Raw genomic sequence first — 14308 nt, forward strand, 5'->3', positions numbered from 1 at the left:
GCATAACCACAAAAAAGCGCCTGCAATAAACAGGCGCTTTACGTGGCAGGGTCGGCATAAAATCGTCAGGCGAAGTCGACAATCACCTTCATTGCTTTTTCGTCAGCGGCATGTTTGAACACATCATAGGCTTTTTCAAGCTGATCAAACGTGAAGTGGTGGGTTGCCAGTTTCTCGATGGGCAACTTGCCCGAGCAGCATGTTTTGAGCAGCATGCCTGTCGTGTTGGCATTGACCAGACCGGTGGTAATGGTCAAATTTTTGATCCACAATTTTTCTAGCGAGAAATTCACCGATTTGCCATGCACACCCACATTGGCCAAATGACCACCTTCCTTGACCACTTGCTGGCACACATTCCAGGTCGCTTCAACGCCCACCGCTTCCATCGCGCAATCTACGCCGCGCTCATCGGTAATGGCCATAATACGAGCCACGGGGTCTTCCTTGGCCGAATTAATGATGTGCGTGGCACCGAGCTCTTTGGCCATAGCCAGTCGGTTCTCGTCCATGTCTACCACGATGATCTGGCTGGGCGAATACAACTGGGCGGTCAACAAGCACCCCATACCCACTGGGCCGGCTCCCACAATGACAATGGTGTCACCCGGCTGCACATTGCCATACTGCACGCCAATTTCATGCGCAGTGGGCAAAGCATCGGATAGCAACACGGCCACATCTTCATTCAGTTCGGCAGGCAAAGGGTACAGGGACGTATCGGCAAAGGGGGTGCGCACGTATTCAGCCTGTGTACCGTCAATCATGTAGCCCAAAATCCAGCCGCCGTCATTGCGGCAGTGCGCGTACAGTTGTTTTTGGCAGTTCTCGCAGGTACCACAACGGCTCACGCACGACACAATGACCTTATCGCCCACTTTGACGTTTTTTACCGCTGAGCCAACCTGCTCAATAATGCCCACCCCTTCGTGCCCGAGAATACGGCCATTGAAACTGCCGGTTTTTTCTTCGGCCACACGACGGATTTCTGGATTTTTTCCCTTCCAAATACCCAGATCCGTACCACAAATTGTGGTTTTAACCATGCGAATAATGGCATCGGTAGGTGCTTGAAGGTCCGGTTTCTCCCGTTCTTCAAAGCGGATGTCATTTTCACCGTAATAAACCATTGCCTTCATGATCACTCCTTTCAAGGTGCTGGGCCGTTACAAGACAGGTGTATCGACTAAATGCATCTTAATCTTATTTTTATAAATAGAAATTACGGCACCCAGCCATATTCTTGGAAACACTGACGACCATCAAACTCACCAATCTCATGGGCTGTTTTCCATCAACGGCCAAAGAACGGGGAAAATGCACCTCACACCGCACGAACCGACGCATCCAACTGACACAGCCGCTGCCAAACTTGAGCTGGTTCCAGATCCTGCGTAATGAGTACAAGACGCCCTTGCCGTTGCGGCCAAGGCCACTGCGACAAGGATCCGAACGGGTAGACCCGATGCTGCACGGCATGCACTACCTGCGCCGTCTCCCGGCCCTGCACGGCCAAGACCGCTTTCAAACGCAACAAGCGCGGACCCGCCCAACGACACAGCTCATCAAGCCAATCCGACAGATGCTGCGCATTCAGTGCCTCCGGCACGGCTACGCTGATCGCACTGACAGCATGCCCATGCCGCGCTTGCCCGGACAGCGCACCACCGGCGCCATGGTCGTGATGATGGTCGTGATAATGCTCATGGAGACAATCATGGCTGGACGCCTCCCACGCAGCCCACTGGCCTTGCTGGTCGCCCAGTGCCAGCAAATAGGGCGCCATAGATTGCCCAACATCCAAAACCAGACGCTGAGCGGCCTGATTCAATCCAGCCAATTGCTGGCTGACCTCCTGCTCACGATCGGCATCGACGCAGTCGCGTTTGCTCAATACCAATAGATCGGCTAAGGCGACTTGCCGCCGGGCCAGCTCCTCGCGACGCAAGGTCTCGCTGGCATGCTCCAGGTCAACGACCGTAACCACCGCATCCAGACGATATTTGCCCGCCAATTGAGGCTCGCCCAGCAAGGTATGAATAATAGGGGCGGGATCAGCCAGCCCCGTTGTTTCAATGAACACTCGACTAAACTGTCGCTGACCCGCCCTGGAAAACCGCCAGGTAATATCGCGCAAGGTCTGCACCAGATCGCGCCGTATGGTGCAACACACGCAGCCATTGCCCATCTCCTGCACCAGACTTTCCTGGCTGTGCGCCACCAGCAGATGGTCCAGCGCCGTCTGCCCAAACTCATTGATGATGACCAGCGTGTCGGCCATCTGCGCTTCTTGCAAAGCGCGATTGATCAGGGTCGTTTTCCCACTGCCCAGAAAGCCGGTCAACAGCGTGACCGGGATAGGGCCTTGTGCAGATTGGGGCATCGCATTTATCCGGCTAAGGGCCCGCCATCGGGCCATCAGCCATTATACGAAGCCCAATGCTGCCCCTTCTAGCGCAGGAATCGGGCCTCGATCTGACGCATATGGGCATCACCTTGCAAACCAATAATGGTTTTGACGGAAGGCAGACCGGCATCCACATTCTGAATGCCACCATCCTGGCGAATCTGGGCGAATACAGCTTGCATGGCCCCTACGGCCGCACGAATCGCATGATTGCCGTAAATCACCACGCCCACCTTGCCCAGTTGCGCAATGTCCGCCTCGGTCAGTTGAGGATAGGCCGTTGGCACCAGCACCAGCGGCACCTTGCCGGTCCAGGCCTGCACAAAGGACAGAATCTGGTCTGGCGTGGCTTGTTTGGAGTGAATCAAAATGGCATCTGCACCCGCCTGCTCGTAAGCCAGCCCTCGCTTCAGGGCTTCTTCCTGCCCCAGGCCAGCAATCAGGGCCTCGACCCGCGCAATGATCAGAAAGTCAGGGTCACGGCGTGCCGCGCACGCCGCTTCAATCTTGCCCTGGAACTCCTCAATGCGTACCAGTTCCTGACGCCCGTCCGCCCGCAGGCTGGTGTCTTTCGGGAAGGTTTTATCCTCCATCACAATGGCACTGGCGCCCGCTGCTTCGTACAGCGGGATGACGTAGCTGACATTCACCGCATTGCCAAAGCCGGTATCAATATCGGCAATCAAAGGAATGTCTACGGTCGAGGCGATCGCCCGCATCATCTCCAGGTGGGTTCCCATCGACAGGATATTGGCGTCAGGCACGGCATAACTGGCTGACAACTCAAAACCGCTACCCCAAATTGCCCCGAAACCGGCATCCTGAGCCAGGCGGGCAGACAGGGGATTATGTGCGGCCATTGCCGTCATCAAACGCCCTTGGGAGAACGCTTCTTTCAACACCTGGTTTTTTTTGCTATTCACACTATTTCTCCGTAAGGAATCAGCTCAGTCGCGCAATGGCCTGGGCAATGCGGCTCATCGCCTCCTCCAGCTCCTGATCGCTGGAGGCATAAGACACCCGAAAGTGGCCCGGCAGTTCAAACGCCGAACCGGGCACCACGGCCACCCCCGCACTACGCAGGAAATACATGCACAGGTCCCTGTCGGTACTGATCAACTGGCCTGACGGGTCCCGCAGGCCCAATACGCCTTGGCAGCTGGGGAAAACGTAAAACGCCCCCATGGGCAGATCGCATTCAATGCCTGGCATGGCATTGAGCGCGGCTACCACCTTGTCACGGCGACGGCGGAACGCTTCCACAAACTCGGGCAGAAAATCCATGGGGCCATCCAGTGCGGCCACGGCCGCTGCCTGGCTGATGGAGCTGGTATGGGACGTCGCTTGCGACTGCACCAGATTCATGGCCTTGATCAGAGGCAGCGGACCGGCGGCGAACCCCACCCGCCAGCCAGTCATTGCATAGGCCTTGGAGACACCATTGATGGTCAAGGTGCGCGCCGCCATGTATGGAGACAAGGCAGCAGGCGTTGCGAAGGGTTCATCGCTATAGCGAATTTTTTCGTATACATCATCGGCCATCACCCAAACATGCGGGTGACGCAACAGCACTTGCTCCAGCGCTTCCAGTTCCTGCCGTGAATACACGGCACCACTGGGATTGGAGGGAGAATTGAGCATCAGCCATTTGGTACGGGGGGTGATGGCACGTTCAAGCTGGTCGGCTTGCAGCTTGAAACCGGCTTGGGCACTGCAACGCACAATGACCGGCTGGCCACCTGCCAACAAGACCATTTCAGGGTAAGACACCCAGGCAGGGGTAGGGATGATGACCTCATCCCCGTCCTGCACGGTGGCCTGCAAGGCGTTATACAAGGCTTGCTTGGCCCCGCAACCCACCTGGATCTGATCCGGGCTGAAATGCAGGCCATTGTCACGCTCGAACTTGCGCACCACAGCTTCACGCAAGGCCAGGGTGCCGGCTACTTCGGTATAGCGGGACTCATTGCGATCAATCGCTTCTTTGGCCGCCTGACGCACATGCTCGGGGGTTGCAAAGTCCGGCTCGCCCTGACTGAGGGTAATCACAGACTGTCCCTGTTGCCTCATTTGATTGGCCAGACGCGTCATCTCTTTGGTGGCCGATGCCTTGGCTCCCAACACGCGCTGGGCCAGCGCGATCTCTTCCTGACATTGCACAAAGCTCATTGTGTCCATCCTACTTTTACTTTGAAAACGAAACGGGTCAGCAGCAGCGGCAGGAATATCGCCATCAACAGCACCAGGCTATACGCACTGGCCTGCGCCAAACGCCCACTGTCCACCAATTGAAAAACCTCGATAGGCAGGGTGCTCATCCCGCCAAAATACAGAACCACCGTGGCGGATAACTCCGACAAGGTCGTGATCCACATCAGCACCGTGGCCGCAATGACGGCAGGCCATACCACCGGCAGAACGACCTTTGCAAAGGTGGGCATCGGGGCCACGCCCAAACTGATGGAGGCCTCCTCGATAGAATTGCGCAAGTTATGCAAAGGCCCCATGGCCGCCCGCACACTGGTGGGCACCCGGCGTAAAAAGTAGGCCAGCGCCATAATCACCCAACTGCCCGTCAGCACCAGCCAGCCGCTGTTAAACACATTGATCAAGGCAATGCCCAGCACCGTGCCAGCAATCGTCAAGGGCAGCATGACCAGCACATCCAGACCCGCACTCAGTCCAGACGGACGTTTAACGATCAGATAGGCGGCCACGATAGAAAACACGGCGCCCGCACTGGTTGCCGCAGCACCCAGCAGCAAGGAGTTGTACAAAGGTCCAGGTGCCTGCACCAGGGCTTGCTGCATATGGCTCAAGGTAAAGCCGCCATACTTCAGCACCGGCCCGATAGAGGGCGTAAATGCGGTGACAATCACCACCATCACGGGTAGCACTGACAGCACAATCAGGATCGATACCAAAGTGGCACACACGGCGGCCTGCCAGGCACGCAGGGGCACGCGCTCCGGAGCTCGTCCGGACTCCATCTGGTAGGTGCGTCGGGCCACCACCCACTTTTGAATCAGCAGCAAGGCCAGGCCCAGAAACACCAGCAAAGAAGCCATGGTGGTCTGCATTTGCGGATTACCGCCCATCTCGCTGACAAACTCGTTATAAGTCTTGACCGCCAGCACGGGGGTGCGGGCTCCCAGAATGGCTGGGACACCAAAATCCCCGATGACGTGCATGAAAACCAGCACCGCAGCACCGCATAAAGCCGGCACCATCAAAGGGAAGGTCACTGTGCGCAAAGTGCGAACCGGGGAACTGCCCAGACTCAGGCCCGCCTCTTCCAGGTTGCGATCCATGGACTTCAAACCAACCAGTACGGCGACATAGGCGTACACGTAGTTGTTCAAGGTCATCACAAAAACCAGACCCCACCAGGAATACAAGGAAGGCAGCTCCAGGCCCAAGGGCGCCAACAAGCTATTGAGCACGCCTTGCTTACCCAGCACCACGATCCAGGCGGCCGCCACCACCACATCTGGAATGACCAGGGTCAGCAGGGGCAAGACACCCAGGCAGGCGGCCAAGGGGAAGGAAAAGCGAGCGGCGGCCAGGGCCAAACCGGCGCCCAGCACCAGACTGAGCAAGGTGACCGCAGCTCCTAGCCACAAGGTGTTGAACAGGCTCTCCCGGTAAGCGGGCTCAGAGAAGAACTGCACGTAGCCGTGCAAGCCAAACTGACCTTCCTTGTTGAACAGGGAACTGGTCAGCATGGACAAGACCGGCCACAGCAAAAAGTAGCCCAGCAAGGCCACCGCCCCCAGCGCCAGCATCAACCAGGCTGGATCGCGTCGCAAAGAACCCAGCATCATGTCCGCTCCACTAAAAGAGCCGACTCGGGAACGCGCAATACCACCGCATCGCCCCGTTCCCAGCTCTGGCTGACGCCGGTATTCCAGACCACCGCCTTCAGAAAACCGAATTCGGTGCGCAATTGATATGCCGTGCTGGGGCCCCGGTAATCCACGCTCTCAATTCGCGCAGCGATGTCCCCCTCGTCCAGCGGACGCAAGGCATCCACACTCAGGGTTTCAGGCCGCACAGCCAACATCGTCTGCTCAGAAAAACGCCCGGCAGACTGGATACGCACAATGCAGCCTGCCGTCCGGAAGCGGCGGCAGCCGTCTGCGGCTTGACCGAGCTCCTCCTGAAGCTCGATCAGATTGGCCCCTCCCACAAAATCAGCCACAAAGCTGTTGTCAGGGCAGCGATAAATCTGCTCGGGTGTCCCGACCTGGCGGACGCAGCCCCGATCCATGACGGCAATGTAATCAGACACGCTCAGCGCTTCTTCCTGATCATGCGTCACAAACACGGTAGTAATGCCGGCTTCCTGCTGCAAGTCCCGCAGCATCTCGCGCAGATCGGTGCGCAGCTTGGCATCCAGGGCAGACAAGGGCTCATCCAGCAAGAGCAGATCGGGCTTGATCACCAAAGCGCGTGCCATGGCCACTCGCTGTCGCTGCCCACCGGACAAGGCAGACGGCAAGGCATCTGCCTTGTCCTTCAAGCCCACGCGCGCCAGCATTTCCAACGCGGGGACACGAGCCTGGGAGCGAGACTGACCACGCGCCAGCAAACCGTAGCTGACGTTATCAAGCACGCTGCGGTCCGGAAACAAGGCGTAATCCTGAAACACCATGCCCACATTGCGTTTGTGCACAGGCACCTGCGTCATCTCTTTCTGGCCGAACAGCACCTTGCCATGATCAGGGCGCACAAATCCGGCCAACATGCGTAGCAAGGTCGTCTTGCCACAACCCGACGGCCCCAACAGGGTAAACAAGGAGCCGCTGGGGATATTCAGATCCAAACCCTGAAACAAGGTCTGTGCGCCGTAGCTTTGCTGAATGCCTGATAAATGTATCTGCATAGGAGTCCTGCCTAGCGCTGCGAAACCAGATTACGCCAACGCGCCAGGAAAGCCTCACGATCAGCGCCCATACGCTCATCGTCCAACGCATGCACACGGATCTGATCCATGGCAGGCAGGCTTGTCAGCGTATTGACGGCAATATCGCTGCGCAAAGGGCGGCGGAATGCACTTTTGAATACTTCTTCCTGTGCAGGACGCGAAGCCAGGAAGTCGTACAACTTGCGGGCAGACTCGGGATTACGCCCCCCCTTAATCAAGGCCATCCCTTCCGGCGACAGGAAAGTGCCCTCTTTGGGGTAGACCAGATCAATCGTATCCAGCCCACCGGCCACATATTGATAGGCGGCATACTCCATCGTTACCGCAACCGCGAACTCGCCATTGGCAACGCCTTCGTAGGCGCCCGCTGTTGTGCCGACCACCACGGCATTGCGAGCCACTTTTTCAAACACGTCCTGGCCCATCAACTCCTGCAAACCGTACAGGGCGACATAGGAGGAGCTGCTGCGTGCCGGATCAGGAATCACGATCTTGCCCTTCCAGGCAGGATCAGCCAGGTCCGCCCAGCTGGCAGGCGCCTTGAGCTTGCCCAACTGACGCTCGTTAAGCATCAATACCGTGACATGGGTATTGGTACCCAGCCAGCGTTGCCCGGCTCCCTGATACTGTGCACCTACTGCACTGGCCTCGGGCGACGAATAGGGTGCCAGGTACTCGGCATACTGCGACAAGGTGGAAAACCCGCCGGACCAGAACAAATCGCCCAGGGGTTGCTCTGCTTCGGCCTTGATACGCTGCATCAAGGCACCGGAACCCGCCCGCACCACGGACACCGCTATCTCGGGATGAACCTGACGGAACTGCTCAATCACCGTGTTCACCACATCGATATTATTAGAGGAGTACAACACCACCTCATCGGCCTTGGCGGCGCCCGAAGCCAGGCAAGAAAGCATGAGCAAAGCGGATAGATAAGGAAAACGGTTTTGCATGATTATTTCCTGAAATTTAAATAAAATCGCATGGAAATTATGGTATTTATCGTAGATGACCGTTCTGTTACACCCTACCTCCACCCCCTATTAGTCGTGACCCTATCATGAGTTTTAATCATGCTTGAGACGGTTCCTCTGGTTCCACTGCGCGTATTTGTCGCGGTGGGCCGACAAGGCAATTTCACCCGTGCAGCCCAAAGCCTGGGGATCACCCAAAGCGCAGTCAGCCGGCATATCGCCACCCTGGAAAAAGTCAGCAAGCAGGCTCTGTTCATTCGACGCGGCCCCTATATTGAGCTGACGGCAGCCGGCTTGCAGCTGTATGACACGGTCAAAGATGCCATGGCCACCCTGGAGATGGCCATTCAGCAAATCACCCATCAGCAGGATCAGCACGAACGGCTGCGAGTCCGCACCTCCATGCCCAGCTTTTCAATGACGGTGCTGGTGCCGATGCTTGGCCAGTTCACCGCCCAGCACAATAGGCAGATTGATCTGATCACCAATCTATCGCCACCACGACCTAATGAAGAATTCGATGTCCTGATCAGCCGGGATTTAAATCTGCCCGATAGCGAAAGCTGGGAACTGACACGTGAAGAGCTCGTCTGTGTGGCTGCACCGGCCTTGATTGAGCAACACAGCGGACAAACGTGGGAGCACTGGCCTATGGTGACCGCGCGTTCACGACCCGACATATTGGGCGTATGGGCCCTGGATCAAGGGATTGAGCCATCGCGTCTACTGATGAGTGCAACCTACGATCACCTGTTTTTCGCCATTGCCGGGGCCATTGCCGGATCAGGATTTCTGGTTGTGCCACGTTTACTCGTCATGGACCATCTACGCGATGGCGTCTTGCGGGAAGTGGGCCCTGGACAGGTTGCCACAGGCGCAACCTACATGGCCTATGTCAACGCACAATCCCCCCAGCAAAGTGAGGCCCGCCAATTTTGCCGCTGGTTGAAAAGCAGTTTGCGGCAACGCCTTGCCCCTTAAGGGCGTTCGCATCGGATTGCTGACTCGCTCACGCTCTGCGACGTCGCAACTGACTGATCCAGCTATAGGCACTGACCAGGGTAATGCCCATCAGCACCAGTAAAGCGCCCATCACAAAACGGGGTTCTATGGCTTCGCCCAGCAGGAAAGCACCAAATAACACACCGAACAGTGGGGTTGCAAAGGAGAACACCCCCAGGCGCGAGGCCTGATAATTACGCAGCAACCAGAACCAGACCAGAAAGCTTAGAAAAGCCACCACCACGGACTGAAATACCAGACTGGCACCCAGCAAACCCGACCAATGCACCTGGGTTTGACCGCTGACCACCGCAGCCACCATCAGAATCACAAAAGCACTGAACAGTTGATACAGCAAGGCCTCCGAAGGCGGAACAGCAGACAGGCGCGTGCTGCGGATCAACACGGTGGTAAAGCCCCACAAGGCCCCGGCTGCCAAGGCCATCAAGTCCCCAATCAGCATGCGACCCAGATCAGTCCCATCCATGCTGGCCGGGCCTAAAAAGGTAATGGCGATACCCACCACCGCCAGGCCGATGCCCACCCATTGCAGGCGGGCCAAACGCTCCGAAGGCAAAAGTATATGCAGACCCAAAGCCGCAAACACGGGCGCCGTGTATAGAAACACCACCACGTGCGCTGCCGAGGTAAAACGCAGGCTCTCTCCCAGCAGCAAATACTCCAGCGCAAACAGCAAACCGGCCATCAGCCCCGGCTTCCAGGCCCCTTCTGTAAAGACCAGCTTGTGCGTGCGCACCAGAACCAGCAAAGCCACCAACACACAAGCCACACCCGAGCGCAAACCGATCTGAAAAATAGGCGCCATGTCATTGGCCGTGGCCTTGAGCAAAATCTGCTGAAAGCTCCAGATCAGGCACAGGACCAGCATGGCGCCGCTGGCCAATGCATCCAGCGGTTTACGTTCTTCGCTCATGGTTTTTTATCCGAAAAATAGCGTGCTTTCCCCTATGACCGAACAGGGGCAGAGGGGGCGCAAAAAATGATTATCCGTGAAATTTCCCCGAATCAAAACGGGACCACACTTTCTTTACCCTCGGATAAGCCTTAATTGATATATCAACAGGCCCTCCCTAGAATCATTTAAGCCTAAAAAATAGCAACAGGCATGGGAGACAGACATGACGCTTAGCAATACCGACCGGGTCCGGATCGAACTGGAGCACCGCATTGCCAGCGGTGATCTGCCGCCGGGCAGCGCCATTGATGAATCCTTGCTGTGCACGTTTTTCCGGGTATCACGCACCCCAGTGCGCGAAGCCTTGTTGCAGTTGGCGGCCACCGGACAAGTTCGCATCGCCCCCCGAGCCGGCATTTTTGTCACCCAGCACACCATTGAAGAACTGGAAGAAATGCTGGAAACCCTGGCCTTGCTGGAAGGCGCCTGTACCCAACTGGCGGCCTACCGCATCAGCAATGCGCAGATCCGCGAGCTGGAGCGTTTACAAAAGCGCGGTGCCAGGGTCCTGCAGGAAAAAAGCCTGGCTGACTACGCCACGTACAACGCCGAACTGCACGCCCTGATTCACAGCATTGCCGGCAATACCTTCATGGTGCAGCAAATTGAACATCTGCGCCGTCTGACCAACCCTTACCGCCACCGCCATCTGGATCAGGAAAACCGCATGGAGCAGTCCTGGCATGAACATCAGGCCTTGACCCAGGCTCTGGCCCTGCGCGACGGCCCCAGCGCCATGCAGGCTGCGGCCAGCCATGTGCTGTCCGGTGCCGAATCCCTGCGCCGTGTCGCCCGAGCCCATCCCGAGAAATGGGAGTTCGACAAGCGCGAGCGTTATAGCTGGCTCCATGCCCAGCTCAACCCATTAGCCGGGTTTTATATGCGGCACTAAATAAATAACTCGCTAAAAAACTACCACTCATAACGAGGAGACTTTCTCATGTTTGCAAGCCGTTTCACACGGCGTGCGCTGGCTGCGCTCGCCCTGACATTAACCCCTCTGGCTGCGGTACACGCGGCAGAACCTATTCGTCTGGTCGTGGGTTTTGCACCCGGCGGCGGGGTCGACACCCTGGCCCGCGTGACCGCCCAGGCGCTAAGCAAAGAGCTGGATCGCACCGTGATTGTGGAGAACAAATCCGGCGCCGGTGGCACCATTGCTGCCGACTACGTGTCCAAATCCCAGGCTGACGGCAACACGCTGCTATTTGCCGATACCTCCTTGCTGGTCGCTCCCTACATCTACCCGGCGCTGCGTTATGACTTACAGCGCGATTTCACGTCGATTGGCATGGTGGGCCAGTCTGATCTGGCCCTGGCCGTTCCCGGTGACAGCCCCGTCAAGACCGTGGCCGAGCTCATCGAAGTGATCCGCAAGGCGCCCGCTCAAACTGAAACCTTTGCCTCGGTGGGTGTGGGCTCGGTACACCATCTGGGTGGCGAGTTGTTCGCCTTGAAAACCCAGACAGAACTGGTTCATATCCCGTATCGTGGTGGCGCTCCCGCCAGCCAGGCTCTGGCCGCCGGTGAAGTATCCATGTCCTTTGCCAGCCTGGCCTCTTCAATTGGCCTGGCCAACTCCGGCCGCATCCGTCTGCTGGCCACCTTGTCCGAACGCCGCTTTCCCGGCATGCCCGATCTGCCCAGCGTTTCGGAAACCATTCCCGGCTACAGCGTGACACCGTCGCTGTTCATGCTGGCCCCCAAAAACGTAGACCCTGCCCTGGTCGCCACCGTCAGCAAGGCGCTGGAAAACAGCATGCAGCAAAAGCAGGTACAGGATGCTTTCCTGGCTCAAGGTTCGGTCGCCGGTTACCAGAATGCCCAGGCCACCGAACAATGGCTGGGTGAAGAGACCGAACGCTGGGCCAACGTGATCAAAAGCGCCCAACTCGACTTTAAACAATGAAACAAGCAGCGACTGTTATGACGACTGACAACTCTGACACCAAACGCCCCGTCTTGGGCCTGATCGTGCCACCGGCCGCCGGTCTGGTGCCTCCGGAAGGCCCGGAAATGTACCCGGAAATTGACTTCATCGCCCAAGGTCTGGCACTCAGTTCGGTGGACAAGGAGGGCTATGACCAGGTCATTGACCAGGTTGTACAAGCGGCCCAGCAACTGGCTGCCCGTGGCGCCCAGGCCGTGTCACTGATGGGTACCTCACTCAGCTTTTACAGGGGCTCGGACTTTAACGACGAACTGGTCGCCCGCCTGCGTGAAGCCACGGGCCTGCCATGCTCCACCATGAGCCACGCCATCTTGCGCGGCCTGCGCGTCAGCGGCATCGAGCAGGTCGCAGTAGCCTCGTCCTACATTGACGACGTGAACCAGCGTCTGGTCCGTTTTCTGGCGCAAAACCAGATTCAAGCCGTGTGCGCTTATGGTCTGGGCGTCAATGACGTCACGGCCATGTCGCAAATCAGCACGCAGGAGCTGGTCGATCTGTGCCTGAAAACCTGGGACATCGCCCAAGAGCAGGCTCCCGGTCAAGCACAAGGCTTGCTGCTGTCTTGCGGTGGTCTTGTGTCGTTGGAAGCCGTGCGTCAGGTGGAAGATAAATTGGGCGTCACCGTAGTCTCCAGTTCTCCCGCCGGCTTCTGGGATCTGGTGGCAACCGCTGGCCTGGATTTATTTCCGACCAACATGGGACGTCTGGCACAAGCGCGCCAAACCGCCTGATACCAGGTAGAGGTGGCCCCTCTCCACAACGATGGAAGGGGCACCTGAGGCTCTGACTCAACGCATGGTCGCCCGTCACCGTGACCGTCACGCTGCGGCCATCATTGCGTTTCATGAATGTCTGCCCAAAGGATCGGAAAAATCAGCTCAGTGAGCGGTGGCTCCCATCACTGCGCGACAGGCGCGTGACGTAGCGAAATTCATAAGGGGGGTAAAAGCTGACCGACACTTCCATGATCTTGCCCGCCTGATTGCGGAAAGTACGGATAATCAGCAAAGCCGGATCGACATCCTCGTACCCCAGAAAGCGCGCGACATGCGGTGGAAAACGCGAGGCGGAAATCTCCATATCAATGGTCTCCACTACGTCTCCACAGCGCTCCTCCAACAGCGGATATACACCGCCAGGCTGAGTAGCTATCTGATCAGCTACCACTTGGTACTCTTTACGCAAATAAATATCGGTCCAGGAAATGCCACGCTTGCTGCCCGGCACACTACGGTAGGTCTCCACTTTTACCCAGTCAGTCGGATCGCCATCCAGCTCGGTTTCGGGCGGCTGCTTGTCTACACAGACCGCTTTTTTATACACGTGTAGATCGGTAAACTCCAGATAGCGCTGCAACTGGTCCGTAGTGTCCAGTGCCAGGCCAAACTGCGGCTTGGGATGCTGGCGAATCACAGTGGTACCGGCACGGCGGCGCCGCTCGATCAAACCCAGATCGGTCAGTTTGCGTATGGCTTCACGGGCCGTGTGCCGACCAACCCCGTACATCTGGCAAAGCTCCATCTCGGTGGGCAGCTTGGAACCGATGGGATAATGGCCTGAACGGATCAGCTCCAACAAGCGATCGCTCATGTTCTGATACAGGGTGGGCTTGGCGCTGGACTGGGATTCGGTGTTTGCCATACGGTTTTCAGCTTAAAGAGACAGGCGGCGCATCGCAGCCAGGGTGTCACGGGTGAACGGCTCGGAACATTCACTTTGGGAAAAATGCCCAATGCACGGCCATTCTATATATTCCACCGGAACTTTGCCTTCCCGCAGCACACGCTCGACCTCTCTGGCGAACTCTGGCGGCACGAACCAGTCCTCGCTACCGTCCACAATCACCACCGGACAGTGAATGTCTTGCAAGCTCTGTTGCAGGCGAGAATCGCCAACGGCACAGATATCCGCAAAGGCCACCGCCGGAATGCAACACCGGGCGTCCGTCACGACTTCCTGCGCACGGACGCAGAGCTGACCAAAAGGCAAGGCCTGACGCTCGTCCGAGACCGCCACCTTGCCGGGGTGGCGCTGGGCATTAAACATGGCAACCTGGTAAATATTAGGCATG

Annotated in this window: 14 protein-coding genes; 4 read left to right on the forward strand and 10 right to left on the reverse strand. The window is 57.5% G+C overall.

Annotation, left to right across the window (positions count from 1 at the left end; translation table 11 throughout):
- Positions 1 to 65: 65 nt before the first annotated feature.
- The 7 genes from AC6I6N_RS13940 to AC6I6N_RS13970 form a co-directional block, all read right to left on the reverse strand.
- Positions 66 to 1139, reverse strand: coding sequence for a zinc-dependent alcohol dehydrogenase family protein (locus tag AC6I6N_RS13940; RefSeq protein ID WP_094195155.1), 1074 nt, complete (start codon positions 1137 to 1139; stop codon positions 66 to 68).
- 185 nt (positions 1140 to 1324) lie between these two features.
- The gene (locus AC6I6N_RS13945) at positions 1325 to 2383 is read right to left on the reverse strand and encodes a CobW family GTP-binding protein (protein WP_094195154.1); all 1059 of its coding nucleotides are present in this window, start codon (positions 2381 to 2383) and stop codon (positions 1325 to 1327) included.
- A 68-nt stretch (positions 2384 to 2451) separates the two neighbouring features.
- Positions 2452 to 3330: a phosphonopyruvate hydrolase gene (locus AC6I6N_RS13950; RefSeq protein ID WP_081251413.1), complete on the reverse strand. Its 879-nt coding sequence runs from the start codon at positions 3328 to 3330 to the stop codon at positions 2452 to 2454.
- A gap of 19 nt (positions 3331 to 3349) precedes the next feature.
- Positions 3350 to 4576 carry a pyridoxal phosphate-dependent aminotransferase gene (locus AC6I6N_RS13955; RefSeq protein WP_094195153.1) on the reverse strand — a complete coding sequence of 409 codons (1227 nt, stop codon included), beginning with the start codon at positions 4574 to 4576 and terminating at the stop codon, positions 3350 to 3352.
- Positions 4573 to 6231 (reverse strand): ABC transporter permease, encoded by a 1659-nt coding sequence (locus AC6I6N_RS13960; RefSeq protein ID WP_094195152.1) that lies wholly within the window; start codon positions 6229 to 6231, stop codon positions 4573 to 4575. Before AC6I6N_RS13960 ends, AC6I6N_RS13955 begins: the two co-directional genes overlap by 4 nt.
- Complete coding sequence (locus AC6I6N_RS13965) at positions 6228 to 7292, reverse strand: ABC transporter ATP-binding protein (RefSeq protein WP_094195151.1); 1065 nt, start codon at positions 7290 to 7292, stop codon at positions 6228 to 6230. Before AC6I6N_RS13965 ends, AC6I6N_RS13960 begins: the two co-directional genes overlap by 4 nt.
- A gap of 11 nt (positions 7293 to 7303) precedes the next feature.
- A complete protein-coding gene (locus AC6I6N_RS13970) occupies positions 7304 to 8287 on the reverse strand; it encodes an ABC transporter substrate-binding protein (protein ID WP_497943580.1) in 984 nt (327 codons plus the stop codon).
- Between the two features lie 120 nt (positions 8288 to 8407).
- Here AC6I6N_RS13970 and AC6I6N_RS13975 point away from each other — a divergent pair, with 120 nt between their 5' ends.
- Positions 8408 to 9289, forward strand: coding sequence for a LysR family transcriptional regulator (locus AC6I6N_RS13975; protein ID WP_094195149.1), 882 nt, complete (start codon positions 8408 to 8410; stop codon positions 9287 to 9289).
- Positions 9290 to 9317: 28 nt separating this feature from the next.
- Here the strand turns inward: AC6I6N_RS13975 and AC6I6N_RS13980 are convergent, their stop codons facing one another.
- Positions 9318 to 10244 (reverse strand): DMT family transporter, encoded by a 927-nt coding sequence (locus AC6I6N_RS13980; protein ID WP_094195148.1) that lies wholly within the window; start codon positions 10242 to 10244, stop codon positions 9318 to 9320.
- 205 nt (positions 10245 to 10449) lie between these two features.
- Here AC6I6N_RS13980 and AC6I6N_RS13985 point away from each other — a divergent pair, with 205 nt between their 5' ends.
- Genes AC6I6N_RS13985 through AC6I6N_RS13995 form a run of 3 tightly spaced genes read left to right on the forward strand, consistent with a single transcriptional unit; the run spans position 10450 to position 12968 of the window.
- A complete protein-coding gene (locus tag AC6I6N_RS13985) occupies positions 10450 to 11178 on the forward strand; it encodes a GntR family transcriptional regulator (protein ID WP_094195147.1) in 729 nt (242 codons plus the stop codon).
- A 48-nt stretch (positions 11179 to 11226) separates the two neighbouring features.
- Positions 11227 to 12195, forward strand: coding sequence for a Bug family tripartite tricarboxylate transporter substrate binding protein (locus AC6I6N_RS13990; RefSeq protein ID WP_094195146.1), 969 nt, complete (start codon positions 11227 to 11229; stop codon positions 12193 to 12195).
- Between the two features lie 17 nt (positions 12196 to 12212).
- Positions 12213 to 12968 carry an arylmalonate decarboxylase gene (locus tag AC6I6N_RS13995; RefSeq protein WP_094195145.1) on the forward strand — a complete coding sequence of 252 codons (756 nt, stop codon included), beginning with the start codon at positions 12213 to 12215 and terminating at the stop codon, positions 12966 to 12968.
- A gap of 142 nt (positions 12969 to 13110) precedes the next feature.
- Here AC6I6N_RS13995 and AC6I6N_RS14000 read toward each other — a convergent pair whose 3' ends face one another.
- Both AC6I6N_RS14000 and AC6I6N_RS14005 read right to left on the reverse strand, forming a co-directional pair.
- Positions 13111 to 13878, reverse strand: coding sequence for a GntR family transcriptional regulator (locus tag AC6I6N_RS14000; RefSeq protein WP_108727010.1), 768 nt, complete (start codon positions 13876 to 13878; stop codon positions 13111 to 13113).
- 12 nt (positions 13879 to 13890) lie between these two features.
- Positions 13891 to 14307, reverse strand: coding sequence for an alpha/beta fold hydrolase (locus AC6I6N_RS14005; RefSeq protein WP_497943581.1), 417 nt, complete (start codon positions 14305 to 14307; stop codon positions 13891 to 13893).
- Between the last annotated feature and the right edge of the window lies 1 nt (position 14308).

It is taken from the genome of Alcaligenes sp. LTN-3, from assembly GCF_059735605.1.

Coding starts and splice junctions, on each gene's coding strand:
- AC6I6N_RS13945 (WP_094195154.1), bottom strand. CDS start 2,383: ATGCCCCAATCTGCACAAGGCCCTATCCCGGTCACGCTGTTGACCGGC.
- AC6I6N_RS13985 (WP_094195147.1), top strand. CDS start 10,450: ATGACGCTTAGCAATACCGACCGGGTCCGGATCGAACTGGAGCACCGC.
- AC6I6N_RS13995 (WP_094195145.1), top strand. CDS start 12,213: ATGACGACTGACAACTCTGACACCAAACGCCCCGTCTTGGGCCTGATC.
- AC6I6N_RS13975 (WP_094195149.1), top strand. CDS start 8,408: ATGCTTGAGACGGTTCCTCTGGTTCCACTGCGCGTATTTGTCGCGGTG.
- AC6I6N_RS13955 (WP_094195153.1), bottom strand. CDS start 4,576: ATGAGCTTTGTGCAATGTCAGGAAGAGATCGCGCTGGCCCAGCGCGTG.
- AC6I6N_RS13940 (WP_094195155.1), bottom strand. CDS start 1,139: ATGAAGGCAATGGTTTATTACGGTGAAAATGACATCCGCTTTGAAGAA.
- AC6I6N_RS13970 (WP_497943580.1), bottom strand. CDS start 8,287: ATGCAAAACCGTTTTCCTTATCTATCCGCTTTGCTCATGCTTTCTTGC.
- AC6I6N_RS13960 (WP_094195152.1), bottom strand. CDS start 6,231: ATGATGCTGGGTTCTTTGCGACGCGATCCAGCCTGGTTGATGCTGGCG.
- AC6I6N_RS14005 (WP_497943581.1), bottom strand. CDS start 14,307: ATGCCTAATATTTACCAGGTTGCCATGTTTAATGCCCAGCGCCACCCC.
- AC6I6N_RS13980 (WP_094195148.1), bottom strand. CDS start 10,244: ATGAGCGAAGAACGTAAACCGCTGGATGCATTGGCCAGCGGCGCCATG.
- AC6I6N_RS13990 (WP_094195146.1), top strand. CDS start 11,227: ATGTTTGCAAGCCGTTTCACACGGCGTGCGCTGGCTGCGCTCGCCCTG.
- AC6I6N_RS14000 (WP_108727010.1), bottom strand. CDS start 13,878: ATGGCAAACACCGAATCCCAGTCCAGCGCCAAGCCCACCCTGTATCAG.
- AC6I6N_RS13965 (WP_094195151.1), bottom strand. CDS start 7,292: ATGCAGATACATTTATCAGGCATTCAGCAAAGCTACGGCGCACAGACC.